This window comes from Kitasatospora sp. GAS1066B, assembly GCF_041262605.1.
GTDB lineage: Bacteria > Actinomycetota > Actinomycetes > Streptomycetales > Streptomycetaceae > Kitasatospora.
Map to the genome: position 1 here is coordinate 151,526 of NZ_JBGCCO010000007.1, position 22,949 is coordinate 174,474.

General features: G+C 73.1%; 19 protein-coding genes. 8 read left to right on the plus strand and 11 right to left on the minus strand.

Annotated elements, in window-relative coordinates; all coding sequences use genetic code 11:
- Positions 1-53: 53 nt before the first annotated feature.
- Together ABH937_RS10075 and ABH937_RS10080 are read left to right on the plus strand one after the other, a co-directional pair.
- Positions 54-2,051 (plus strand): aldehyde dehydrogenase family protein, encoded by a 1,998-nt coding sequence (locus tag ABH937_RS10075; protein WP_370217961.1) that lies wholly within the window; start codon positions 54-56, stop codon positions 2,049-2,051.
- Between the two features lie 111 nt (positions 2,052-2,162).
- Positions 2,163-3,059, plus strand: coding sequence for a universal stress protein (locus ABH937_RS10080; protein ID WP_370217962.1), 897 nt, complete (start codon positions 2,163-2,165; stop codon positions 3,057-3,059).
- Positions 3,060-3,251: 192 nt separating this feature from the next.
- On the opposite strand, the gene ABH937_RS10085 is transcribed toward ABH937_RS10080, so the two are convergent.
- Positions 3,252-3,689, minus strand: coding sequence for a universal stress protein (locus tag ABH937_RS10085; protein ID WP_280689316.1), 438 nt, complete (start codon positions 3,687-3,689; stop codon positions 3,252-3,254).
- A gap of 98 nt (positions 3,690-3,787) precedes the next feature.
- A complete protein-coding gene (locus ABH937_RS10090; protein ID WP_348533637.1) occupies positions 3,788-4,828 on the minus strand; it encodes a nitroreductase family protein in 1,041 nt (346 codons plus the stop codon).
- 142 nt (positions 4,829-4,970) lie between these two features.
- Here ABH937_RS10090 and ABH937_RS10095 point away from each other — a divergent pair, with 142 nt between their 5' ends.
- Positions 4,971-5,972, plus strand: coding sequence for a zinc-dependent alcohol dehydrogenase family protein (locus tag ABH937_RS10095; RefSeq protein WP_370218017.1), 1,002 nt, complete (start codon positions 4,971-4,973; stop codon positions 5,970-5,972).
- Positions 5,973-6,031: 59 nt separating this feature from the next.
- On the opposite strand, the gene ABH937_RS10100 is transcribed toward ABH937_RS10095, so the two are convergent.
- Positions 6,032-6,445 carry an ArsI/CadI family heavy metal resistance metalloenzyme gene (locus ABH937_RS10100; protein WP_280689314.1) on the minus strand — a complete coding sequence of 138 codons (414 nt, stop codon included), beginning with the start codon at positions 6,443-6,445 and terminating at the stop codon, positions 6,032-6,034.
- A gap of 87 nt (positions 6,446-6,532) precedes the next feature.
- On the opposite strand from ABH937_RS10100, the gene ABH937_RS10105 reads away from it, so the two are divergent.
- From ABH937_RS10105 to ABH937_RS10115, 3 genes are read left to right on the plus strand one after another with little or no spacing between them, the layout of a single operon-like run.
- Complete coding sequence (locus ABH937_RS10105) at positions 6,533-6,922, plus strand: metalloregulator ArsR/SmtB family transcription factor (RefSeq protein WP_280689313.1); 390 nt, start codon at positions 6,533-6,535, stop codon at positions 6,920-6,922.
- The gene (locus ABH937_RS10110; RefSeq protein WP_280689312.1) at positions 6,919-7,665 is read left to right on the plus strand and encodes an MIP/aquaporin family protein; all 747 of its coding nucleotides are present in this window, start codon (positions 6,919-6,921) and stop codon (positions 7,663-7,665) included. Before ABH937_RS10105 ends, ABH937_RS10110 begins: the two co-directional genes overlap by 4 nt.
- Before the next feature lie 45 nt (positions 7,666-7,710).
- Positions 7,711-8,130 carry an arsenate reductase ArsC gene (locus tag ABH937_RS10115; protein ID WP_280689311.1) on the plus strand — a complete coding sequence of 140 codons (420 nt, stop codon included), beginning with the start codon at positions 7,711-7,713 and terminating at the stop codon, positions 8,128-8,130.
- A 156-nt stretch (positions 8,131-8,286) separates the two neighbouring features.
- Here ABH937_RS10115 and ABH937_RS10120 read toward each other — a convergent pair whose 3' ends face one another.
- The 7 genes from ABH937_RS10120 to ABH937_RS10150 form a co-directional block, all read right to left on the minus strand.
- On the minus strand, positions 8,287-9,015 hold the full coding sequence (locus tag ABH937_RS10120; protein ID WP_280689310.1) for a hypothetical protein: 729 nt from the start codon (positions 9,013-9,015) through the stop codon (positions 8,287-8,289).
- A 43-nt stretch (positions 9,016-9,058) separates the two neighbouring features.
- Positions 9,059-9,655, minus strand: a complete 597-nt coding sequence (locus ABH937_RS10125; protein WP_280689309.1) for a hypothetical protein — start codon at positions 9,653-9,655, stop codon at positions 9,059-9,061.
- Between the two features lie 1,133 nt (positions 9,656-10,788).
- Positions 10,789-11,616, minus strand: a complete 828-nt coding sequence (locus ABH937_RS10130) for a hypothetical protein (RefSeq protein ID WP_370217965.1) — start codon at positions 11,614-11,616, stop codon at positions 10,789-10,791.
- A gap of 68 nt (positions 11,617-11,684) precedes the next feature.
- Complete coding sequence (locus ABH937_RS10135) at positions 11,685-13,502, minus strand: serine/threonine-protein kinase (RefSeq protein WP_370217966.1); 1,818 nt, start codon at positions 13,500-13,502, stop codon at positions 11,685-11,687.
- A 420-nt stretch (positions 13,503-13,922) separates the two neighbouring features.
- Entirely contained in the window at positions 13,923-14,519 is a 597-nt protein-coding gene (locus tag ABH937_RS10140; RefSeq protein WP_280689306.1) for a dihydrofolate reductase family protein, read from the minus strand.
- A 175-nt stretch (positions 14,520-14,694) separates the two neighbouring features.
- A complete protein-coding gene (locus tag ABH937_RS10145; protein WP_370217967.1) occupies positions 14,695-15,627 on the minus strand; it encodes a peptidase in 933 nt (310 codons plus the stop codon).
- Positions 15,628-15,647: 20 nt separating this feature from the next.
- Positions 15,648-16,994 carry a VWA domain-containing protein gene (locus tag ABH937_RS10150; protein WP_370218018.1) on the minus strand — a complete coding sequence of 449 codons (1,347 nt, stop codon included), beginning with the start codon at positions 16,992-16,994 and terminating at the stop codon, positions 15,648-15,650.
- Between the two features lie 171 nt (positions 16,995-17,165).
- Between ABH937_RS10150 and ABH937_RS10155 the strand changes: the two genes are divergently transcribed.
- Both ABH937_RS10155 and ABH937_RS10160 read left to right on the plus strand, forming a co-directional pair.
- On the plus strand, positions 17,166-17,423 hold the full coding sequence (locus ABH937_RS10155) for a DUF6296 family protein (protein ID WP_280689304.1): 258 nt from the start codon (positions 17,166-17,168) through the stop codon (positions 17,421-17,423).
- A 312-nt stretch (positions 17,424-17,735) separates the two neighbouring features.
- Positions 17,736-19,946 carry an alpha-galactosidase gene (locus ABH937_RS10160; RefSeq protein ID WP_370217968.1) on the plus strand — a complete coding sequence of 737 codons (2,211 nt, stop codon included), beginning with the start codon at positions 17,736-17,738 and terminating at the stop codon, positions 19,944-19,946.
- 99 nt (positions 19,947-20,045) lie between these two features.
- Here the strand turns inward: ABH937_RS10160 and ABH937_RS10165 are convergent, their stop codons facing one another.
- Positions 20,046-22,838: a SpoIIE family protein phosphatase gene (locus ABH937_RS10165; RefSeq protein ID WP_370217969.1), complete on the minus strand. Its 2,793-nt coding sequence runs from the start codon at positions 22,836-22,838 to the stop codon at positions 20,046-20,048.
- Positions 22,839-22,949: the final 111 nt, after the last annotated feature.

The following is a 22,949-nucleotide window of genomic DNA, read 5'->3' on the forward strand; positions in this document are numbered from 1 at the left end:
TCCGCCTCCAGCGCGGCCGGACCTCAGCCACTGCCAAGCCTGGAGCACCACCCATGACCTCCGTTCTCTTCGTCGTCACCGGCGCCACCCACTGGACCCTGGCCGACGGCACCGCGCACCCCACCGGCTTCTGGGCCGAGGAGCTCGCCGAGCCGCACCGGATCTTCAGCGAGGCGGGCTACCGGATCACCGTCGCCACCCCCGACGGTGTCGCCGCCCCGGTCGACCAGGGCAGCCTGAGCGCCGCCGCCAACGGCGGCCAGTCCCAGGCCGACCGCGTCGCCGCCTACCTGGAGGGCATCGGCGAGGTGCTGGCGCACCCGGCCAAGCTGACGGAGATCGACCCGGACGACTACGACCTGGTCTTCTACCCGGGCGGCCACGGCCCGATGGAGGACCTCGCGGTGGACGAGGCCTCCGGTCGGATCCTCACCCGCACCCTGGAGTCGGGCCGGCCGCTGGGCGTGGTCTGCCACGCGCCCGCCGCGCTGCTCGCCGCCCGCCGGCAGGACGGCGGCTGGCCGTTCGCCGGCTACCGGATGACCGCCTTCAGCAACGCCGAGGAGGCCGCGGCCGGCCTCGCCGAGAAGGCCCGCTGGCTGCTCGAGGACCGCCTGGTCGAGCTCGGCGCCGACTTCGTGGCGGCCGCGCCGTTCGCCCCGCACACCGTGGTCGACCGCAACCTCTACACCGGCCAGAACCCCGGCTCCTCCGCCGAGTTGGCCCGGATGCTGGTCCGGGCCGCCGCCACCGACCCGGCCGACGTGGTGGCACGGCTGCGCGGCACCTTCGAGACCGGGCGGACCAGGCCGCTCGCCTGGCGGCTGGCCCAGCTGGCCGCCCTGCGCGCGCTGCTCACCGAGCGGTCCGCGGAGTTCCTCGCCGCGCTCCACGCCGACCTGGGCAAGAACGAGGCCGAGGCGTACCGCAGCGAGATCGGGTTCACCCTGAACGAGCTGGACCACACGGTGGCGCACCTGGAGGAGTGGCTGGCCCCGCGCCCCGCCGCCGTCCCGGCCGCCTTCCAGCCCGCCGAGGCCCAGGTGGTCCGCGACCCGCTCGGTGTGGTGCTGGTGATCGCGCCGTGGAACTACCCGCTGCAGCTCGCCCTGGCCCCGGTGGTGGGCGCGCTGGCGGCCGGCAACACCGTGCTGGTCAAGCCCAGCGAGCTGGCCCCGGCGACCTCGGCGGCGCTGGCCCGGCTGCTGCCGCGCTACCTCGACCGGGAGGCCGTCGCCGTGGTCGAGGGCGCCGTGCCCGAGACCACCGCACTGCTGGAGCAGCGCTTCGACCACATCTTCTACACCGGCAACGGCATGGTCGGACGGATCGTCATGACGGCCGCCGCCAAGCACCTCACCCCGGTCACCCTCGAACTCGGCGGCAAGAGCCCCGCGGTGGTCGAGCCGGGCGCCGACCTGGCGGCCACCGCGCAGCGGATCGCCCGCGGCAAGTTCCAGAACGCCGGCCAGACCTGCGTCGCCCCCGACTACGTCCTCGCGATCGGCGACACCGCCGCCGCGCTGGAGGCCGAACTGGCCACCGCCGTCGAGGCGTTGTACGGCCCCGACCCGGCGGCCAGCCCCGCGTACGGCCGGGTCGTCAACGAGCGCCACCACGACCGGCTGACCGCGCTGCTGGGCGACGGGCGCCTGGTCACCGGCGGCGGGCACGACCGGGCCGCGCGCTACCTCGCGCCGACCGTCCTCGCCGACGTCTCCCCCGAGGCGCCGGTGATGCGGGCGGAGATCTTCGGGCCGGTCCTGCCGATCGTCGCCGTCCCCGACCTCGACGCGGCGATCGCCTTCATCAACGAGCGCGACAAGCCGCTCGCGCTGTACGCCTTCACCGCCTCGGAGCGGACCAAGCAGCGGCTGACCCAGGAGACCTCCTCCGGCGGCCTGGTCTTCGGCCTGACCGTCTCCCACCTGGCCGTCCCCGAGCTGCCGTTCGGCGGCGTGGGCGAGAGCGGTCTCGGCCGGTACCACGGCGAGTACTCGATCGACACGTTCAGCCACCTCAAGGCGGTGCTGGACAAGCCGCTGGGCTGACCGACGGCACGGGCCGCGCACGGCGATCGGGGTGCGCGGTCCGAGCCTCCGTGAGCACGATGGAAGACGGACCCGCCACTACGTATGGCGGCCCGGCACCGGAGGCAGGCCGTGAACAGAGTGATGATCGCCGGATTCGACGGATCGGACGCGAGCCGCGCGGCCACCGAGTGGGCCGCGCGCGAGGCGGAGCGGCGTGAACTCCCGCTGGAGATCCTGCAGGCCTGGCCCTGGGGACACGGCAAGGCCCCGAGCACCGGGCAGGCCGAACAGTGGGGCCGCGAGCAGCTGACCGCGCGGGCGGACGAGATCCGCTCCCGGTTCACCGATCTCGACGTACGGGAGACGCACGTGCGCAAGGACCCGGTCGGCGTGCTGGCGGCCGCCGCGGACCGGGCCGCGATCCTGGTGCTCGGCTCGCGCGGGCTCGGCGCGCTGCGCGGCTTCCTGGTCGGCTCGGTGAGCCACCAGGTGCTCACCCAGGCGACCTGCCCGGTGGTGCTGGTGCGCGCGCCGTCCGGCGGACCGACCGGGGACGACGGCCCCGCGTCGGACGGCACCGCCGGTGACGACAGCGCCGGCGAGGGCGTGATCCTGGGCCTGGACCTGGCGTATCCGTGCCAGGAGGTGCCGGCCTTCGCCTTCGAGACGGCCGCGGAGCGCGGGGCGCCGCTGACCGTGGTGCATGCCTGGGGACCGCCGGCCGGCAGCGAGTACCTGCACTTCGGTGCGACCGGCGAGCTGCAGCAGGAGCCGACCGAGGCCGAGCAGCGAGCCCTGGAGGAGGCGGTGGCCCCCTGGCGGGAGCGCTATCCCGACCTGCCCACGGCGACCGCGATGCTGCGCGGGCACGCCGGGCTCACCCTGGTGGACGCCGGTGCGACGGCCGAACTGCTGGTGGTCGGCGCCCACCGCCGGCGCAGTCCGGCGGGCACGCACCTGGGGTCGGTGGCCCACGCGGTGATCCACCACGTGGGCTGCCCGGTCGCGGTGGTGCCGTACCACTGAGCCAGGCCGGTTCAGTCGGCCTCAGGGCCTAGGGCCTGTACGGCGGATCTTTCCGGGCCCGCGACGCCGGGCATCCCGGCTGGACGCACGCCCGAATCGCCCAAGTACGTCCAGTACGAGGACGACTCGGGCGCACGCCCAGCCGGGCGCCCAACGCCGCGGGCTCATCCGAAAAGATCCGCCGTACAGGCCCTAGTCCGCCCGGACGATCACCACCGGGCACGACGCGTGCAGCGCGCACCGCTGGCTGACCGAACCGAGCAGCGCCCGGGCGAAGGTGCCGTGCCCACGACTGCCGACCACCAGCACCTCCGCGCCGCGAGCCGCCTCGACCAGCGCCTCGGCCGGGTTCCCGCGCACCAGCGACTCCCGTACCTGCACCGGCCGGTTCCCGTCGAACACCGAGTCCAGCTCCTGGGTGAAATTCCGCCGGGCCGTCTGCTCGTCCAGCGAGGTGTCGACCACCGGGGCCGACCAGCCGTAGTTCAGTGGGACCTCGATCACGCCGACCGCGTCCACCAGTGCGCCGAGCAACTCCGCGTAGCGCACCGCCCACCGGACGGCGGCCCGTGACGAGGCCGAGCCGTCGACGCCGACCACCACCCGAGGCGTCTCCTCTGCTGTGGCCACGCTGCCTCACCTCACTCGCTTCTCCTGCTGCCCCCTTCCACGCTGCGCTCTGTCGGGTGCGCGCGCACGTCAACCGCCTGGGGTCAACCGTCCCGAGGTCAGCCGTCCCGGTCGAGGACCTCGGCGACCGGGGCACGGGGCGTCGGCGCACCCTCGGGCCCGTAGCCGAGCCTGATCAGCATCTGGACGTGCCCGGGACCATGGCGCGGATCGCGCAGCGCCCAGCGCAGGTCGGACCACTCCAGCGCCTGGCTCAGCAGCGAGGCGCGCAGACCGTGCGCGGTGGCCAGCAGCAGCACGCGTTCCAGTGCCTGCCCGGCGCGCAGCCAGTCGGCGGGTTCGTCGCGCGCAGTGCCGAGCACGGCGACCCGAGGGCGCGCCTCGAACGCGGCAGTGCGCTGGTGCTCGCCGGGGCGCAACGCCGCGAAGTCGCGCTGCGGCAGGCGCCCTTCGGCGTCCAGCGGGCCGATCGCCTCGGTCGGGATGCCGTAGTGGCGGCTCGGGTCGTCCTGGACCGCCTGCCAGCGCTCCCGGCGCCGGCCCGGCTCGGAGACGGCGCGGCGCTCGCCCTCCGCCGTCGCCGCCAGCAGCCGGTGGATCTCCTGCTCGCTCGGCAGTTCCAGGAAGGCCTCCTCCGCGCGGGCGGCTTCGGCGAGTTCGGTCAGGATCGCGGCGGGCACCGGCGCGTCGGTGAAGGGCAGCCGGCTGCTGTGCCGTCGCCAGATCGCCGAGTAGAGGTCCCGCCCGCCGCCCTCGGGCGGCCGGCTCGGGCCGGCCAGGCGGACCGCCGCGAGCAGGTCGGGCTCGGGCGTCCTGGGCAGCAGCCGGACCACCGGCTCGTGGCCCGCCTGCCGGATGGCGACCCGCAGGTTGAACACCGCGGCACCGACCGAGAGGTGCAGGCCGCGACCGCTGGGATCGGTGATCCGCAGCGCCGGTTGCGGCACCGCGTGGACCTCCAGCGTGGTGGTGTCGGGGCGGAATCGGAACCGCCAGGGCTGGGTGTTGTGCAGCGACGGCGCGGCGACCGCGGCGGAGACCAAGCCCTCCAGGGTCGCGGAGTCGAGTTCCGAGGTGAGCATGACGGCCTCCATGAGGTGCCGGGCGTCCGGTGGCGGCACGCCCTGCGCTGCTCCCATCGTGCGCCCTTCGGGCCGCTTACGAACCAGCCGACCGGCCCTCGGCCCGTGACGGCGGACGGCAGGTTCCCGGCGGACGATGGAGAAGGGCGAGCAGCCGCCCGCCCCGCTGCCGAACCCCGAGGAGCGCGTCATGCCCGATATCGCAGCCTGGGTGGTGGAGCACCCGGGCCCGCTCGGCTCCGCACCGCTGCGCCGGGTGCGGCGACCGGTGGCCGAACCCGGTCCCCGGGAGCTGCTGGTCGAGGTGGCGGCGTGCGGGGTGTGCCGTACCGATCTGCACCTGGCCGAAGGGGATCTCGCGCCCCGCACGCCCCGCTGCACGCCGGGCCACGAGGTGGTCGGCCGGGTGCTGCGCACCGGCGCCGAGGCGGCCGGCTTCGCGCCCGGCGACCGGGTCGGCGTGGCCTGGCTGGCGAGCATCTGCGGGACCTGCCGGTACTGCCGGGGCGGGCACGAGAACCTCTGCCCGAACTCCCGCTACACCGGCTGGGACCGGCACGGCGGCTACGCCGAGCAGCTGCTGGCGAACGTCGACTTCAGCTACCGGCTGCCCGAGGGCCCGCCGGCCGAGGAACTCGCGCCGCTGCTCTGCGCCGGCCTGATCGGCTACCGGGCACTGCGGCGCGCCGACCTGCCACCGGGCGGCCGGCTCGGCCTCTACGGCTTCGGCGCCTCCGCGCACCTCACCGCCCAACTCGCCCTCGCCGAGGGCGCCACCGTGCACGTGCTGACCCGCTCCGAGCCGGCCCGGCGGCTGGCCCTCGAACTCGGCGCCGCCTCCGCCCGCGACGCCTACGAGACGCCCCCGGAACCGCTGGACTCCGCCATCCTGTTCGCCCCCGTCGGCGACCTGGTCCCGGTCGCGCTCGGCGCCCTGGACCGCGGCGGCACCCTCGCGGTGGCCGGCATCCACCTCACCGACATCCCCGTACTCGACTACCAGCGCCACCTGTTCCAGGAACGCACCCTGCGCAGCGTCACCGCCAACACCCGGGCCGACGGCCGGGCCTACCTCGACGCGGTCGCCCGCACCCGACCGCAGGTGCACGTCCAGCGCTATCCGATGGACCGCGCCGACGCCGCGCTGGCGGACCTGGCGGCGGACCGGATCACGGGCGTCGCCGTCCTGCTGGCCACCTGACCAACCGTCAGCACACCGCCCGTCGTGGGCTCGCCGCCATGCCCCCGCCTCTGCGAGCCTCAGCAGCAGGTGTCACCGGCGGGGGTGGCGCTCGTGCCGATCCGGTCGGCGTCGGCCTTGACCACGTACACCTCCCAGGGCTCCTTGCCCGGCCCGTGCACCCAGACCTTGTCCTGGACCGCATAGCAGCACGAGGTGTTGTTCTCCTCGAAGGTGGCCAAGCCGGCCTCACTCAGCCGGTCGGTGGCGGCGGTCACGTCCTCGCTGGTGGCGACCTCGACGCCGAGGTGGTCCAGGCGGGTGTCCTCGCCGGCGACGCCCTCGAGCAGGACGAGCTTGAGCGGGGGCTCGGTGATGGCGAAGTTGGCGTAGCCGGGGCGGCGCTTGGCGGGCTCGACGCCGAAGAGCTTGGCGTAGAAGGCGATCGAGCCTTCGAGGTCGGCGACGCGAAGGGCGAGCTGAACGCGGGACATGGTGGTCTCCCCGATCCGAGTCCTGTATCGACAGATGTCGATACAGCCGAGATTGCCACTCGATTAGATGACTGTCAACATAGACGTATGTCGAATCTGGAACTGCCGGTGCTCGGTCAGGACGAAGCGGTGGCGTGCTGCTCGCCGATGGTCCGCGAGCCGCTGGGCGAAGCGGCCGCCACCGACCTGGCGAGGATGTTCAAGGCTCTGTCGGACCCGGTGCGGCTGCGGCTGTTGTCGCTGATCGCCTCGCACGAGGGCGGCGAGGCCTGCGTCTGCGACCTGACCGGCCCGTTCGACGTCTCCCAGCCGACCATCTCCCACCACCTGAAGGTGCTGCGCGAGGCCGGACTGGTCGACTCCGAGCGACGGGGGACCTGGGTCTACTACTGGGTGCTGCCCGCAGCCCTCGCCCGCCTGTCCTCGCTACTGGAGGCTCCGACCGGGGCAGTCCCGGGTGCGGGGGCTGCGAGATGACCGCGCCCGCCCGGCTGGGCCGCCGCACCGCCGTCGAGTTCGTCGGGACGGGCGCGCTGGTCGCCATCGTGGTCGGCTCCGGCGTCCAGGCCGCAAAGCTCTCCCAGGACGTCGGCGTGCAGTTGCTGGCCAACTCCCTGGCCACCGTCTTCGGTCTGGGCGTGCTGATCGCCCTGCTCGGTCCGGTCTCCGGCGCCCACTTCAACCCCGCCGTCACCCTGGCCGCCTGGTGGACCGGCCGCCGCGCAGGCGGGGGCCCGACCCTGCGCGAGGTCGCCGCCTACGTGCCCGCACAGATCGCCGGAGCGATCGGCGGCGCGGTGCTCGCGGACGCGATGTTCGCCGAGCCGCTGGTGCGCTGGTCCACCCACGACCGCTCGGCCCCACACCTGTGGCTGGGCGAGGTCGTGGCGACCGCCGGCCTGATCCTGCTGATCTTCGGCCTGGCCCGCACGGGTCGCGCGCACTTCGCGCCTGTCGCCGTCGCCTCCTACATCGGCGCGGCCTACTGGTTCACGTCCTCGACGAGCTTCGCCAACCCCGCGGTGACCGTCGGCCGGGCCTTCACGGACACTTTCGCCGGCATCGCCCCCGGCTCGGTGCTGGCGTTCATCGCCGCCCAACTCGTCGGCCTGGCCGTCGGCGTCGCACTGGTCGCCGTACTGTTCGGCCGACCCACGCCCGCCGGTGAGGACGTCGTCGTCCCGCACAGCGAGCACCACCTCGCCGCCTCCGGCCGCTGACCGGCCCTCCCGCATCTCTCTTCTCGATCAAGGAAGCACCCTGCCGTGAGCACTCCCGCCGTTCCGTCCGTGCTGTTCGTCTGCGTCCACAACGCCGGGCGATCCCAGATGGCCGCCGCCTTCCTCGCCCACCTCGGACAGGACCGTGTCCAGGTCCGCTCGGCCGGCTCCGCCCCTGCCGACACCGTGAACCCGGCGGTGGTCGACGCCATGCGCGAGGCCGGTATCGACCTCTCCGCCGAGACGCCAAAGGTGCTCACCGTCGAGGCCGTGCAGAGCTCCGACGTCGTGATCACCATGGGCTGCGGCGACGCCTGCCCGCACTTCCCCGGAAAGCGCTACCTGGACTGGAAGTTGGCGGACCCGGCCGGGCAGGGCGTCGATGCGGTCCGCCCGATCCGCGACGAGATCGAGCGGCGCGTCCGCGGCCTGCTCACCGAACTCGGCGTCGAGGCACGGGCATGACCCCCGGTATCCGGATCGCCAGGACGGTCGAACGCCGCAGCCCTGTGGTGTCCTGACGTCCTCACGCCCAACAGCAGTGCGAAGGCCCCCGGCCCCTCACCTTCGAGGGACCGGGGGCCTTCGCACTGCGGGCCGACTCAGCTCAGCGTGACCGGCTTACCACCAGCGGTGGTTGGAGCTCCAGCTCCAACCGTGGTGGCCGTGGCGCGAGGCGGTGCCGCCGGTGCTGCCACCCGTACCAGCGGTACCACCGGTGGTACCCGTGGCGCCGCCGGCCGGGGCCGGGGCCGGAGCGGGCGCCGGGGTCGGAGCGGGAGCGGGAGTCGTCGTGGTGGGAGCCGCGCCCGAGATGTTGTTGTAGCGCAGCGGCGTGTACGAGCTGGTCGGCCAGCCGGCCACCGAGCTGGAGTTGAGGTCGCCCTGGTACTCGTTGGTCAGGACCCGCGAGTTCTGCTCGGAGTAGTAGTTGAAGGTCCCGGCGGACTGGTCGATCCAGCCGCCGAACAGGATGACGTGCTCGTCGGTGTAGTCGAGGGCGTCGCCCGGCTGGAGCTGGCTGCTGGCGATCTGGGTGGAGACGCTCGGCAGCGTCTGGGTGACCAGGCTGTCGGACAGGTGCCAGGCCATCGAGACGAAGCCGGAGCAGTCCTCGCGGTAGCTGCCGTTGCTGTCGGTGTAGTTGGCGCCCTGGTTGTACGGCACGCCCTCACTGACCCAGCTCTGGGCCCGCTGAATGACCTCGGTGGGCGAGATCGTGCCGTCGACGGACGAGGCGGCGTGCGCGGGGACGGCGGCGAGCAGGGAGGCGGCGCCGGCGCCGACCAGGCCGACGGCCCAGCGGCGGACGTGCTTGCGATGCGAGGGCATCTTGCGGTGCGAAGGCATGCTTGTCTCCAGGGACGGGAGAGGTGGCAGGAGAGTGGGTGAATCAACCGAGCCGGTGGGCGACCGCGGTGAGCAGGTCTCCGTCGGCTTGGGTGCTGTAGGGGGCGGCGGGGACGCCGGCCCATTCGTCGAAGTGGACGATGGCGAGGATGCTGCCCTGCTGGACGGCATAGAGGTGGTCGGTCTGCAGGCCCGCTGCGGAGATTCCTTCGACCCCGTTCCAGTGGCGTGACCAGGCGGTGCCCTGGTCGGTGCCGGCGGTCTGGACGACCTCGGCGTCGGCGGTGCCGAGCGACTTGGTCTGCAGGGCGCGGGACTGGGCCTGGCAACTGCCCATCTGGGTCAGCAGGTTCTGGTACGCGGACCGGGCGGACGCGGCGTCGCGGAAGCTGAACAGGTCCTGCTCGGCGGGCGTCTGGTACGTGCTGACGTAGCCCAGCTGCTGCCAGGAGACACCACCGGTGACCGACGCGCACTCGTTGACCTGGACGGCCTTGGTCATCGCCGAGGTGCGCGGCGCGGCGAGCGGCTTCCACTGCTCGACCGAGCCAGCGGGCAGCTCGGCCGCCGTCAGCGACACCCCGGCGAACGCCGCCGCCGACGGTCCGGCCGACGACGATGACGCCGGGGCCGACGACACCGCTCCGGCCGGCGACGGAGAGGCGGACGACGACGGCGAGGCGCTCGCGCCCGGAACGCCGGCCGCGACCGTGCTCGGCCCGGTAGCCGGCTGCCCCCCGGCGCTACCGGCGCCGCCTCCCCCACCACAGGCACTGAGCAGGACGGCCAGCAGACCGACCGTGCCGACGACACCGCAGACGATGCGGCGACGAGCACGTCGACGGGCACGTCGGGCACGACGGGGCGGGAGAGCGGAAGGGGGCATCGGGTCTTCCTCGTGAGGTCGCCGGCCCGCTGAGCGGGCACGGGTGATCAAGGCATGGCGGTGCCGGGGCACTGATATCGGTGAAGGTCTCCGACGGTCGTTGTGGTGGCTGTCCTCTGGCTGAGGAACCGCCGGGTGCCCGGATTCTTGCCCGATCGTTCGAGTACTGTCAATCGAGCGGCGGGCCTGCGGCAGTGTGTTCAGAACCACTCCTCCGATCCCGCCGGAAGACGGTAGCTTGGGTCGGTCGTGGCGTTCGCGCTCGCTGCGACATGACGAAGGCGCCCACCGTGACGGTGGGCGCCTTCGTCATGCGGCAGGGTCGGCCGGGGCGTGGAGGCCGCCGCTGAGCGGTTGACCCTCGGCCACCAACGGCCAGGTGTGCCAAACCTGCTGATGATCCGTCAGACGTTCGGGCGGCAGGTGGGGCCCTCGTCGACCCTGATCACCTGCACCCTCCGGGCACGGCGTGTCCAGCAACCGGGCGAAGGGTGTGTCCAGCTCGGCGTCGCTGCTGTGCAGCCGGCGACCACGACGGTGCTGCGGCCGGCCGGCTCGGATGTGACGTGGACCATTCGCACGGCCGTTGCGGATCTTCGCGAAGTGGGCGCTGGGTCAGGAGCCGCTCACCGGGTGTCGACAATGTGGGCGGCCTCACCCCGCACCGGCGGTGACGGCCACCACATCCACCACCCCCACCCCGCCCACGACCGCGAGTTCTCGCGCCCCCGACCCCCGCCTACCGCCGGCAATCCGCCCCCGACCTGCGGCCATCCCCCCAACCCTTGCCCTGACCCCCGCACGGCTGAGCGCCCGCCAGTGAACCCAACGGGGACCGCTGCACGCGGTGAGCCCGGTCAACCCTGACTGACCGACCGTCAGAAGACTTATTGGCAGCTGTAGTCGAACGAGGCCGCCGCACTGCGCGGATCCGGCGAGAGGACCTCCAGGGTCGCGGTGGCCGCCATGGCCCCCTTGCCCTCGAAGGTCCAGCGGAGCACCACATCGGTGTGCCGGCTGCCCTTGGGAACCGGCTGGGTGAGGTCGGCGGAGACCGTGCCGTCGCTACGCCGCCAACGGTAGGAGACGGTTCCCGCCCCGCCGTCGGTGTCCAGGGTGCCGGTCACGACGGCGGTGCCATCGCAGGCCGGGCCGGCCGGATCGGTACGCACCGAGACCCCGGTGACCGCGAGCGGATTCGGCCACCACTGCCAGACCAGGACGGCCAGCACCGCCAGCAGGATCAGCACCGGCACCAGCCACCGCGAGCCCCGGCGCCGGGGCGACTGCTCGGTGGGGGCCGGCGGCTCGACGCCGCGCCACCGGGCGGCGGCCAGTGGCGGGATGGCCGCAGTGGCCGAGCTCGGCACGCCCGGACCGAAGCGGCGCAGCCCGTCCTCGTCCTCGGGCAGTTCAACCGTGGCGGCCGGCTCTGCGGTCGTGCCCTCGGGCAGCTCGACGGTGGCGGCCGGGGTGTCCCAGACCTCCTCGTCGAGCAACGTGGCGCTGTCCACCTCCGGATCGACCGGGCGGGGTGCGGCGGGCGGGAGCTCTTCGGTGGACAGCTCGCCCGCCGGGAGTTCGACAGTGGACGGCTCGACGGTGGACAACGCGCCCGACGGCAGCTCCATGGTCGGCAATTGGCCCGACGGCAGCTCGACAGTGGACAGTTGGCCCGACGGCAGCTCGACGGTCGGGTCCTGAGGTGTGGACATGCTCTCTTCCTGGCGGCTGGTCTTGGCCGGTCTGCGGCCGCGGTTCTGCGAGACGGTCAGCGGAGTGGTCAGCGGGGCGGGTTGCACAGGTAGGCGGCGACCTCCTGGTAGCCGCCCTGGCCCCGGACCGCAGCCGGGTCGGTGGCGACCTGCAGTCCCCAGAACGTCGCGCTGTCGGCGAAGGTGTGGCTGACCGGGAACGCGGTCCGGGTCTGCCCCTTGGCGAGGGTGAAGGTCTGGCTCGCGACCACCTTGCGCGATCCGCCGTCGTCGTCCACCCAACTGACCGTCAGCGCCCCGGCGGCGGCGCCGTCCGAGGTGACGTCGACGGTGCCGCTGGTGCCGTAGTTCCCGTAGCAGCCGTAACCGGTGATGCTCACTGCGAGCACCCGCAGCGGAGTCGGCACCGACGAGGGCGTCGCCGGCGCGGACGAGGACGGCGAGGTCGGCGCCACGGTAGGCACCGCGGTGGGCCCCGCACTGGGCGCGGTCGACGGACCAGCGGCCGGCCCGCCGGTCGAGGTGGGCGCTGGTCCGGCCGCAGCCGACCGGCTGCTGCTCGGAGCCGCGCCGCCGCCGCGTTGCGGCGATGCCGTCGCCGAAGCCGTTGCGGACCCGGACGGGGACGCGGCAGCGGAAGGACTCGGCGAGCCGGACGCGGACGCCGAGGTCGACGCCGATACCGAAGCGGCCGCCGAAGCCGCGGCAGCAGCCGCCACATCGGCCGCCGGCGCGAGCGAGGTGGTCAGCTCGGCCGGCGGGCCGGCCGTCGTGATCCTGGTCGTGCCCCAGGCGCCCGGCCCGTCGGCGACGGCGACGTCGACCATCGCCCCGCCCAGCAACACCACCCCGACCGCACCGGCCAGCACCTTGACCCGGCGACTCAACCCCGTTCTCGGAACGGCGAGTTGGTCGCCAGCCGGAGCGAAGTCGGCGGCCCCGCCGCCCAGCACGGTGGTGGCCAGCGCAGTGCTGCCCGCCGCCGCGCCGCCGCCGGACGGAAGCAGCAGCAGCGGCAGCAGCGCGACCAGCGCGGCGAGCGCGTCCCGCCCGCGCTCCTCCCACTTCGCCCCGTACCCGGCGTGCGCCACCAGCTCCAGTTGCTCGACCAACGCGGCCGCACTGGCCGGCCGCTCCCCCGGCGTCTTGGCCAGCCCCGCGCGGATCAGCGACCGCACCGGTTCCGGGGCCAGCTGGTCGGGGATCGGGGCCTCGGTGTGCTGAGCGGCCAGCTCGGCCAGTGTGGTGCCGTTGTACGGCTTGGCCCCGGTGAGGCACTCGAAGAAGGTGGCGGTGGCCGCGTACACGTCCGCCGATGGCGAGGCCGGCCGGCCCGCCCACTGCTCGGGGGCCATGTACACCGGGGTGCCGGCGATCTTCCCGGTGGCGCCGTGCGGGACCGCGATGCCGAAGTCCACCAGTTTGGACGACCCGTCGACCGTGACCAGCACGTTCTCCGGCTTGTAGTCACGGTGCACCACCCCGGCGGCGTGCGCGGCGGCCAGGCCCAGCAGTGAGCCCTTGAGCACCACCAGGGCTGCCTCGGGCGAGGTGGCGCCCTCCTGGCGCAGCAGCGCGCGCAGGGCGATGCCGTCCACCAGCTCCATCACGATAGCGGCGCCGCGCGGGCCCTCCACGTACTCGTAGAGCCGGGCGACCTGCGGCGAGCGCAGCGCGCCGAGCAGCTCCGCCTCACGGCGGAAAGCGCTGGTGTCGCCGACCGCCGCGCTCAGGTACTTGACCGCCACCCGGGTGCCGGTGGCCTCGTGCCGGGCCAGCACCACGCGCCCGCTGCCCCCGGCACCGAGTTCGCGTTCATGGGTGTAGCCGGGCAGGGTCCACGGGCCGTCGGCCCCGGCCGTGCTCTCGTCGGTCAGGCCGTTCATAGTCGTTCTCTGGTTCCCTCTGGTCTCGATGCCGCCTGGCCGCGCGTGCGTGGCCGGCCGCGCGCGTGCGCGGCGATGCCTGCGACGTGCACCGTAGGGCCTCGGGTTCCCATCCGGCACGGATCCTTGATCACGATTCGGGTGCTTCGCACACTGGCGATCTCCTTCGTACACCGGCCTGTTCGGGCGGTCGGCGCACGGACGGTACCCTGCCCGCCAAACGGCCGGTGGCTGGGTCGGCCGGATCGCCCTCACCAGGATCGACAGCGCCCCGGTCGAGACCCGCAGGCCCGAGCCCCCGCGCACCGGCCGCGGCACCGCGCGGACCGGCCTGACGGCGGCCGGCGTGGGGCTGCTGCTCTCGGTCCTGCCGTTCTGGCCCCTCTGGATGCGGCTCGGCTGACCGGCCGCGGACCGCGGCTACTTCGATCCGGCCGGCCGGTAGGTGCACACGTTCACGCCGGTGCCACTGGTGACCGTGGAGACCAGCTCCAGCGTGCGCAGCGCGCCGTCCTCCGGGAAGATCGTCTTTCCGCCGCCGAGCAGCACCGGCATGACCATCAGCCGCAGTTCACCGACCAGGTCCTCGCGCAGCAGGGTCCGCGCCAGGGTGGGGCTCCCCATCACCAGCAGGTCGCCGCCGTCGCTCTCACGCAGCTCCCGGATCCGGGCGACGGCCTTGTCACCGGGGATCCGCGTGCTGTTCTGCCAGGTCAACTCGGCGTCGCCGAGCGTCTGGGAGACGACGTACTTCGGGATGCTGTTCATCCGATCGGCGAACGGGTCGCCGGCCCGATCGGGCCACGCCGCGGCCATGGTCTGCCAGGTGCGGCGCCCGAACAGCAGCGCCTCGGCCTTGGTCAGCGCGTCGGCGAAGGCGCCGCCCACCACCTCCGGGTCGAAGAAGGGATGCGTCCAACCGCCGTGCGCGAAACCGCCGTCGGTGTCCTCCTCGGGCGCGCCGGGCGCCTGCACCACGCCGTCCAGACTGATGAACTCATTGATCACGATGCGCACGGGACTTGCTCCTCTTCCGGGCAGTTCGGTTCACGGCCACGACCTACGACCACGACCTGACGAAGCGTCGCACGCCGCACCGACATCATGAGGCCCGTCCGGTCCCGCGGCGGTGAAGCGCGGGGCCCGGCACGCCGAAGCGTGCCGGGCCCGGAGCGGAGGCCCTGACGTCAGGTCAGGACCGCTCGGTGTGCGAGTACGGCGGTCGCGGCGACCAGGGCCGCCGGCCCCGCGGATGCCGGGTCAGGGTGTACCCGCCGACGCCGGCCAGCGAGGCGAGGGCCGCGCCGCCCAGGGTCCAGAACCACCGGGTGTTCCAGCCCGAGAACAGCCCGGAGTACCAGTGGGAGGCGGGCGTGCTCGGCGCCGCCACGGCGGCACCGCCGGGCGTCGACGCCACGCCGGACGCCGAGGCTGCCGCGCTCGGCAGGCCGGTGGCGCCCGGCGCCACGGTCGCGCCCGGATTGACCGGCGGCACCAGCGCGGCCTTGAGCGCGCCGCCCTCCGGCTGCGCCTCGTCCGCCCCGCCGGTGGCGCCGACCCGCACGTTCACCTGGGCGGCCAGGCCCAGGTCGGACTGCTGCACGTCGGAGGTCGACAGCCGGACGTAGTAGGTGCCCGGCAGCGGGTCGCCCGACCAGGGTTCGGCCCAGGAGCGGATCTGCCGCAGGGTGCAGCTCATCGAGAGCGAACCGGCCGTCTGGTCGGCGGTGCCGTTCTGCGGCCCGGCCGTGCAGGCCTGCCGGCGGCGCAGGCCGTCGAAGAGGTCCACGGTCCAGGTCTGCGGGCCGTGCCGCTGGGCCGCCGGCGGCAGCGAGACGTCGACCGTGACGGTGTCGGTCTGGCCTGCCGAGGCCGCGAACGCCCAGTAGAGGTAGTCGCCGGTGGCGGCGGCGACCTGGGCGGCCTGGCCCGGGGCGAGCGTGGTGGCAGTCAGGAAGGAGGTGCCGGAGCTGGTCACCGGCGCCGCCGAACCGCTCGCGGACGCCGAGGGAGAGGGCGAGGGCGAGTCGGCCTGCGCCGCGGGCGCCCCCAGCACCAGCACGGCCCCTGCCGCGACGCCCACGGCGGTCAGGGTGGTCAGGGCGGTCGAGATTCTGCCACGCATCGTCAGTTCCCCATGCCTCATCAGTTCGCCCGCCAGACCGCGATCCGCCAGCGCGCGACCCAGCCCCAGAGCAGGCCGGTGACCAGCCCCGCACCGGTGAGCACCAGCAGCATCACCCAGCCCCGGCCCAGGCCCAGCGCCGGACCGTCCGGCGCCGGCGAGGCCGCCACCACGTCCACCGTCAGCTCCAGCGGCAGGCCGGGATCGGCCTGCACGCCGGGCTGACCGGCGAAGGAGTTGCTGACGGTCAGGCAGACCACCTGTCCGGTGTTCGGGTCGGTCGCCGGGACGCCGGCCACCGACGCGGTCGGCGAGGCGGTCGCCCCGACCGATCCCGGCGCGGACCACCGCAGTCCGGTGGACGCCACGTCGGTGCGCCCGCTGCCCGCGTCCGTCCCGCGCACCAGCTCCTGCCCGCCCACGTCGGTCGCCCGCAGCAGCACGCCGTAGTCCGGCGCCACCGCGCGGTCCGGCGTGACGCTCACCGAGGCGCGCAGCTCCTGGCCCGGCTTGACCGACACCCGGTAGAAGCGGTGCTCGGCGAACTTCTCCCGGTCGGCGTAGACGCCGGGGGTGAGCAGCGGCGCGCCCGCGCAGCTGTCCGCGCCGGCGATGTCGGCCGGAGTCGCCCGGTAGCTGGTGTCCGACCGGGTGACCAGCTGCTGCACCCGCTGGCTGAGCTGCTGCTGGGTGTGGACGTCGGTGTAGGTCCCGCCGGTGGCGTTCGCGATGCAGAGCAGCTGCTGGCGGACCTGGTCGTCGTGCGCCAGGCCCAGCGTGTCCACCACCAGGTGGGTGCCCTGGGCGGCCAGTTCACGGGCCACGTCGCAGGGGTCCGGTGGCGAGCAGTCGTCCTCACCGTCGGTGATCAGCACTATTCGCCGGGTGGCCTGCCCGGTGCCCAGGTCCTGCGCCGCGCCGCGCAGCGCCAGTCCGATCGGGGTCCAACCGGTGGGGCGCAGGGTGGCGACCGCGGTCTTGGCCTCGACCTTGTCGGTCCTGCCGACCGGGTAGAGCACCTGGGTGTCCTTGCAGCCGTCCGTCTTGTCGCTCACGGGGTAGGTCGCGCCCAGCGTGCGGATGCCGAACTCGGCCTCCGGCGGCAACGCGTCGATCACCTCGTCGATGGACTGCTGGGCCACCGAGATCCGGCTTCTGCCCTCGATGTCCTGGATCCCCATGGAACCGCTGACATCCAGGATCAGGTCGACCTTCGGTGCCTCGGTGGTGCTCGTCGGGGCGCTGGGCCCGGCCGTGGGCTGGTCGGCGTACGCGGGCAGGCCGCCGCCGAGGACCGCGAAGGCCACGGTCAGCAGGGCGGCGAGCAGGGCGGCGGGCCGGGTCGGCCATCGTCGTCTGATGATCATCACGGCCCGCATCTTATGGATCATCAGTTCGGAACTCACAATGCACCCCACCGCCGTCCGCCGGCAGCCCGCCCGGAATCCGGTCCGGCGGACGTTTCCACCGGCCTCCCCAGGGAAGGCGAGCTCTCAGGGGAGGCGACACGCCGCACGCTGGCGGCGAGGAGGCCACTGATGAGCGAGAACGACGGGCCGCTGTACGAGCTGGTCTTCGCCCACGCCGAAACCGATGCCGCGACCAGCGAGCCGTACGACGTGGTCCTGGTCCGCCCGACCGGAGCCCGCGGCCCGGCGGGCCACCCCGTGTACGGCGACGCGACGGGGATCGTTCGCGCGGAGATCAGCGACCAGGGCGAGGTGCGGATGCTGCTCAGCGGCGGGCACCAGGCTCCGCGCACGCCACTGACGGTCCGCCGGGTCGACCCGTCCTGACCCGATCCGGCGAAACACCGAACGAATCCCCGCCGAACACGGCCGCACTCAAACTGACGCAAGCTAACATTTGCGCACAATGGTGAGCTCCCGTCGAAGTCATGTCAAGAGACCGCACAAGGCCTGCGGGACTTCCACCCGGCCCAACGCCCACTTCTGCGCGAGGCCTTGACATCGGTACGCAACCTGGCTGTCATATGTCCAGCCGTTTGAACCTGTTTATTTCTGTCGGTTCCTGTGCCGGCTTCGCCACCCCCTCGCCCTCCATCCCCACCCCGTCGCACCCCTCCCCCGCCACCTCGGAGGCCACCCTTGCGCACCTCCCCCGCCGGTCTGCTGGGCCGACTGATCCGGCCGGCCCTCGTCCTCGCGCTCGCCGCGGCCGCCGCACCGCCCCTGCTGCTCAGCGCCGCCACCCCCGCCCAGGCCCAGGACAACGGAGCCTCCGTCACCCCGCCGATGGGGTGGAGCAGTTGGAGCTTCCTGCGGAAGGACCCCACCGAGGCGAACATCGAGGCGCAGGCCAAGGCGATGTCGACCTCGGGCCTCGTCTCGCACGGCTACCGCTACGTCAACATCGACGACTTCTGGTACCTCAACCCGGCCAACACGGTCGACGGTTACGGCCGCTGGGCGACCGACCCCAGCCGATTCCCGGACGGCATGGGCTCGGTAGGCAGCTACGTCCACAACCTGGGCGAGAAGTTCGGGATGTACCTGACGCCGGGCATCCCGGTGGCCGCCTACAACCAGAACACCCCGATCGCCGGCACCTCGTTCCACGCCCGCGACATCGTCTCGAACACCCTCGGCTTCGAGACCAACTACAACTACGGCTACGGCTCGATGTACTACATCGACTACGCCAAGAACCCGGCCGCCGCCCAGGCGTACCTGAACTCCTGGGCCGATCAACTCGCCTCCTACGGCATCGACTTCCTCAAGATCGACGGGGTCGGCGACGGCGACGTCGCCGACATCCAGCACTGGTCGCAGGCCCTCGACCAGACCGGCCGGCCCATCCACCTCGCGCTGTCCAACTCGCTGGACATCAACAACGCGCCCACCTGGCGTGCCAGCGCGAACAGTTGGCGGATCGACGGCGACATCGAGTGCTACTGCGCCAGCGGCTCCTACCCCCTGACCGACTGGAACAACGTCGCCGGCCGCTTCCAGGACGCCCCGCCGTGGGCGCCCTTCGCGGGTGCCGGTGGCTGGAACGACCTGGACTCCGTCGAGGTCGGCAACGGGAACAACGACGGTCTGACCCCCGACGAGCGGCAGAGCCAGCTCACACTGTGGTCGATCGAGAACGCCAACCTGCTGCTCGGCACCGACATGACCAACCTGGACAGCGGCGACCTCGCACTGCTCACCAACGACGAGGTCCTCGCCGTCGACCAGGCCGGCCACCCGGCCACCCCGGTCGACCGGACCACCCAGCAGCAGGTCTGGTCCGCGCCGAACGGCGACGGCAGCTACACGGTCGCCCTCTTCAACCTCTCCTCCTCCGCCGCGACCGTCACCGCGCACTTCCCCGACCTCGGGTTCAGCGGCTCCGCCACCGTGCGCGACCTCTGGAGCCACACCGAACTCGGCAGCTCCACCGGGACGTTCAGCGCCACCCTGAACCCCCACGCCAGCCGCCTGCTGCGGGTCACCCCGAGCACCGGCAGCCACTACACAGCCCTGCACTACAACCTGGTGAACGCGGCCTCGGGCCAGTACCTGGGCGTCAGCGGAGCATCGACCGGCAACGACGCCGGCCTGATCCAGGCGCCGGCCGACGGCACCGCCGACCAGCAGTGGCAGCTGGTCCCGACCGGTGACGGTTCCTACAAGATCGACAACGTCAACAGCGGCCTGCTCGCCAACATCCCCGGCAACAGCACCACCACCGGCACCCAGCTGGTCCAGTACCAGGACGACAACGCCGCCAACTCCCGCTGGAAGCTGACCAGTACGGGCAACGGTTCGTACACCGTCACCGCCCGCTCGGACGACCAGAACATCGACGTGAACGGCACCTCGGTCGTCCAGGCCGCCCCGAACGGCGGCGCCGACCAGCAGTGGAAGCTGGTCCCCGTGCCCGTCGCCGGGATGCGGTACAAGCTGGTCAACGCCCTCACCGGCGGCCGGATGGACGTCAACTACGACTCCACCGCGGACAGCGCCGGGATCGTGCAGTGGCAGGACAACGGCCAGACCGACCAGCTGTGGACCGTCACGGCCACCGGCTCCGGCTCGTACACCGTCGGCAACGTCAACAGCGGCAAGCTGCTCAACATCCCCGGCCCGAGCACCCTCCAGGGCACCGGACTGATCCAGTACCACGACGACGGCAACAGCAACTCCCGCTGGACACTGGTCGACGCCGGCCCCAACCAGGTCCAGCTGACGAGCGCCTACGACGGGCAGCTGATCGACGTCTCCAACGGCTCGCTGAGCGACGGCGCCACCGTCCTGCAGTGGCCGAACAACGGCGCCGGCAACCAGAAGTGGATCCTGGTTCCCACCTCCTGACCCGGCCGCGTCCGACCACGTCCCGACCAGGTCCGACCACGGCGGCCGGGCCGGAGCTGCCCACACTCCGGCCCGGCCGCCGCTCGACGCGCCCGGCCTTTACTCGGCGTCCAGCTGCCACATGGCACCCAAGTCCGGTTCCCCGCCCAGCTGTTGCTCGGCCCAGATCACCTTGCCGGTCGCGGTGTGCCGGGTGCCCCAGCGCTCGGCGAACTGGGCGACCAGGAAGAGCCCACGCCCGCCCTCGTCCATGGTGGCGGCGTACCGCAGGTGCGGCGAGGTGCTGCTGCTGTCGGACACCTCGCAGATCAGCGTCCGGTCGCGCAGCAGGCGCACCTGGATCGGCTCCGTCGCATAGCGGATGGCGTTGGTGACCAGCTCGCTGAGAATCAGCTCGGTCACGAACGCCATCTCCTCCAGCCCCCACCGGGCCAGCTGCCGGCTGACCGCCGCCCGGACCTCGCCCACCGCCGCGCGGTCCGAGGGCACCTGCCACTGCGCGATCTGATCACCCGTCAGAACCCGGGTCCTGGCCACCAGGAGCGCCACGTCGTCGGTCGGGCGGGCGGGCAGCAGGGCGGCGAGCACCGCCTCGCAGATCTCCTCCGGCCCCCTGCCGACCTGCTGCAGCGAGCGCGCCAGCAGGTCGAGGCCCTCGTCGATGTCCCGCTCCCGGTCCTCCACCAGCCCGTCGGTGTAGAGCACCAGCGTGCTGCCCTCGGGCAGGCACAGCTCGGCCGCGGCGAACGGCAGCCCGCCCAGACCCAGCGGCGGACCGGCGGGCACCTCGGGAAACTCCACCCTGCCGGCCGGGTGGACCAGCGCGGGCGGCGGATGGCCGGCCCTGGCCATCGTGCAGAGCCGCGAGACCGGGTCGTAGATCGCGTAGAGGCAGCTGGCCCCGGTGACGGCGTCGCTGTCCGCGCCCGCCGACTGGTCCTGGTCGAGCTGGTTGACCAACTCGTCGAGGTATCCGAGGAGTTCGTCCGGCGGCAGGTCGAGGGAGGAGAAGTTGAGCACCGCGGTCCGCAGCCGTCCCATGGTGGCGGCGGCGTGCAGGCCGTGGCCGACCACGTCGCCCACCACCAGTGCGACCCGGGCGCCCGGCAGCGGGATGACGTCGAACCAGTCGCCGCTCACGTCCGCCTGGGCGGGCAGGTAGCGGTAGGCGACCTCCAGCGCGGTCTGCTCGGGCAGGCCGTGCGGCAGCAGGCTGCGCTGGAGGGTCACCGCCATGGCGTGCTCGCGGGTGTAGCGGCGGGCGTTGTCGATGCTCAGCGCCACCCGGGCGACCAGCTCCTCGGCGAGCGACTGGTCGTCCTCGTCGAAGCGGGCCGACCCCTCGGCCCGCCAGAACTTGGCGAGCCCCAGCAGCACGCCGCGGGCCCGCAGCGGGACCCTGACCACCGAGTGGATGCCGAACTCCAACAGCTCGCCGGCCCGTGCCGGGTCCTGGGTCAGCCAGGCGGTCGAGGAGCGCAGATCGGGGTCGCGCACCGCGTGCCCGGTGTCCAGGCTCCAGGCCTGCGGGGTGGCCGGCCGGATCACGATCACCTCGCCCACCGGGTAGAACGGCGCGTCCTGCCGGATGCCGCTGACCGCCACCCGGCGCATCGGCGCGGCGATGCCGCCGGGCGGCTCCGCCCCGTTCAGCACCGGCTCCGCCAGGTCGACGGTGACGTAGTCGGCGAAGCGCGGCACGGCGAAGTACGCGAGTTCCTCCGCGGTCCGGGTCACGTCGAGGCTGGTGCCGATCGCCACGGTCGCGTCGTAGAGCAGCTTGAGCCGTCGGCGGGCCGCCTCCGCCTTGTCCGAGAGCGCGTGCAGTTCGGTGGAGTCGCGCAGCGTCGCCACGCTGCCGGGCGGACCGCCGGCCTGGTCGGTGGGCCGGATGTTCACCAGCAGCAGCCGCTCGCCGGTGACCAGCACCTCGTCACTGATGAGCTGCCCGGAGGCCAGCTGCTCGGCCGCCTCCTGGTCCAGGCCCAGCTCGGTGATCAGCCGCCCCTCGGCGTCCGGTGGCAGGCCGAGCAGCCGGCGCGCCTCGTCGTTGGCCAGCAGCAACCGTCCGTCGCCACCGACCACCAGCACGCCCTCGCGCACCGCGTGCAGCACCGCGTCGTGGTGCTCGTACATCCGGGTCATCTCGGTCGGCCCGAGCCCGCGCGTCTGGTGCAGCACCCGTCGGCTGGCCAGCGCGGTCCCCGCCGTCGCCAGCACCAGCGCGCCGGCCGCGGTGCCCAGCACCAGCGGCAACTGGTGGTCGACGACCCCGCTCACCTTGCTGACGGTGATCCCCGCGGAGACCAGGCCGACCACCTTGCCGGTGGGGTCGTACACCGGGACCACGGCCTGCACGATCGGCCCGATCGTCCCGTTGAGCCGCTGGATGACCACCTGCCCCTGCAGGGCCGGCTGGTAGGTGCCGACGAACTTCTGCCCGATCCGGGCCGGGTTGGGATGGGTGTAGCGGATGCCGTCGGTGTTCAGCACCACGATGAAGTCCACCCCCGAGGCGACCCGGGCCGCCTCGGCCTTCGGCTGCAGGATGGCGGTCGGGTCCGGGGACGCCAGCGCGGCCACGATCCCCGGCGAGTTGGCGAAGGTCTGGGCGACGGCCACCGAGCGGTTGCGGGCCTCCACGTTGCTGTCCCGCTGCGACTCCAGCACCAGCGCCAGCACGGCCGCCAGCACCAGCAGCAGCACCACGACCACCTGCAGCAGGAACACCTGCCCGGCTACGCTGCGGATCCCCCGGCCGAACCGGGACCGCCGCTTCGGGGACTGCGGATCCTTCGGGGACTCCGGATCCGCAGGCGGGGGCTCCCGCCGACTCCCCCGGTATCGGCCGGTGAGCAGAGCGGTCGACGATCGGACCGGCACCCGAACCATGCCCTTGGTGTACCCCCGATTGACCGCGCCAGGCCACCGGAGGCCGATCACAACGCCGCGCATACGCTGCCGCCGCCGCGGTGGCCGCGCTCCGTCGAGCCGAATGTCAGT

Excerpts from the sequence above, each read along its gene's own strand:
- ABH937_RS10165 (WP_370217969.1), bottom strand. The coding sequence starts at position 22,838 with ATGGTTCGGGTGCCGGTCCGATCGTCGACCGCTCTGCTCACCGGCCGA.
- ABH937_RS10135 (WP_370217966.1), bottom strand. The coding sequence starts at position 13,502 with ATGAACGGCCTGACCGACGAGAGCACGGCCGGGGCCGACGGCCCGTGG.
- ABH937_RS10150 (WP_370218018.1), bottom strand. The coding sequence starts at position 16,994 with ATGATCATCAGACGACGATGGCCGACCCGGCCCGCCGCCCTGCTCGCC.
- ABH937_RS10155 (WP_280689304.1), top strand. The coding sequence starts at position 17,166 with ATGAGCGAGAACGACGGGCCGCTGTACGAGCTGGTCTTCGCCCACGCC.
- ABH937_RS10100 (WP_280689314.1), bottom strand. The coding sequence starts at position 6,445 with ATGTCCCGCGTTCAGCTCGCCCTTCGCGTCGCCGACCTCGAAGGCTCG.
- ABH937_RS10120 (WP_280689310.1), bottom strand. The coding sequence starts at position 9,015 with ATGCCTTCGCACCGCAAGATGCCCTCGCATCGCAAGCACGTCCGCCGC.
- ABH937_RS10145 (WP_370217967.1), bottom strand. The coding sequence starts at position 15,627 with ATGCGTGGCAGAATCTCGACCGCCCTGACCACCCTGACCGCCGTGGGC.
- ABH937_RS10090 (WP_348533637.1), bottom strand. The coding sequence starts at position 4,828 with ATGGGAGCAGCGCAGGGCGTGCCGCCACCGGACGCCCGGCACCTCATG.
- ABH937_RS10130 (WP_370217965.1), bottom strand. The coding sequence starts at position 11,616 with ATGTCCACACCTCAGGACCCGACCGTCGAGCTGCCGTCGGGCCAACTG.
- ABH937_RS10075 (WP_370217961.1), top strand. The coding sequence starts at position 54 with ATGACCTCCGTTCTCTTCGTCGTCACCGGCGCCACCCACTGGACCCTG.
- ABH937_RS10105 (WP_280689313.1), top strand. The coding sequence starts at position 6,533 with ATGTCGAATCTGGAACTGCCGGTGCTCGGTCAGGACGAAGCGGTGGCG.
- ABH937_RS10110 (WP_280689312.1), top strand. The coding sequence starts at position 6,919 with ATGACCGCGCCCGCCCGGCTGGGCCGCCGCACCGCCGTCGAGTTCGTC.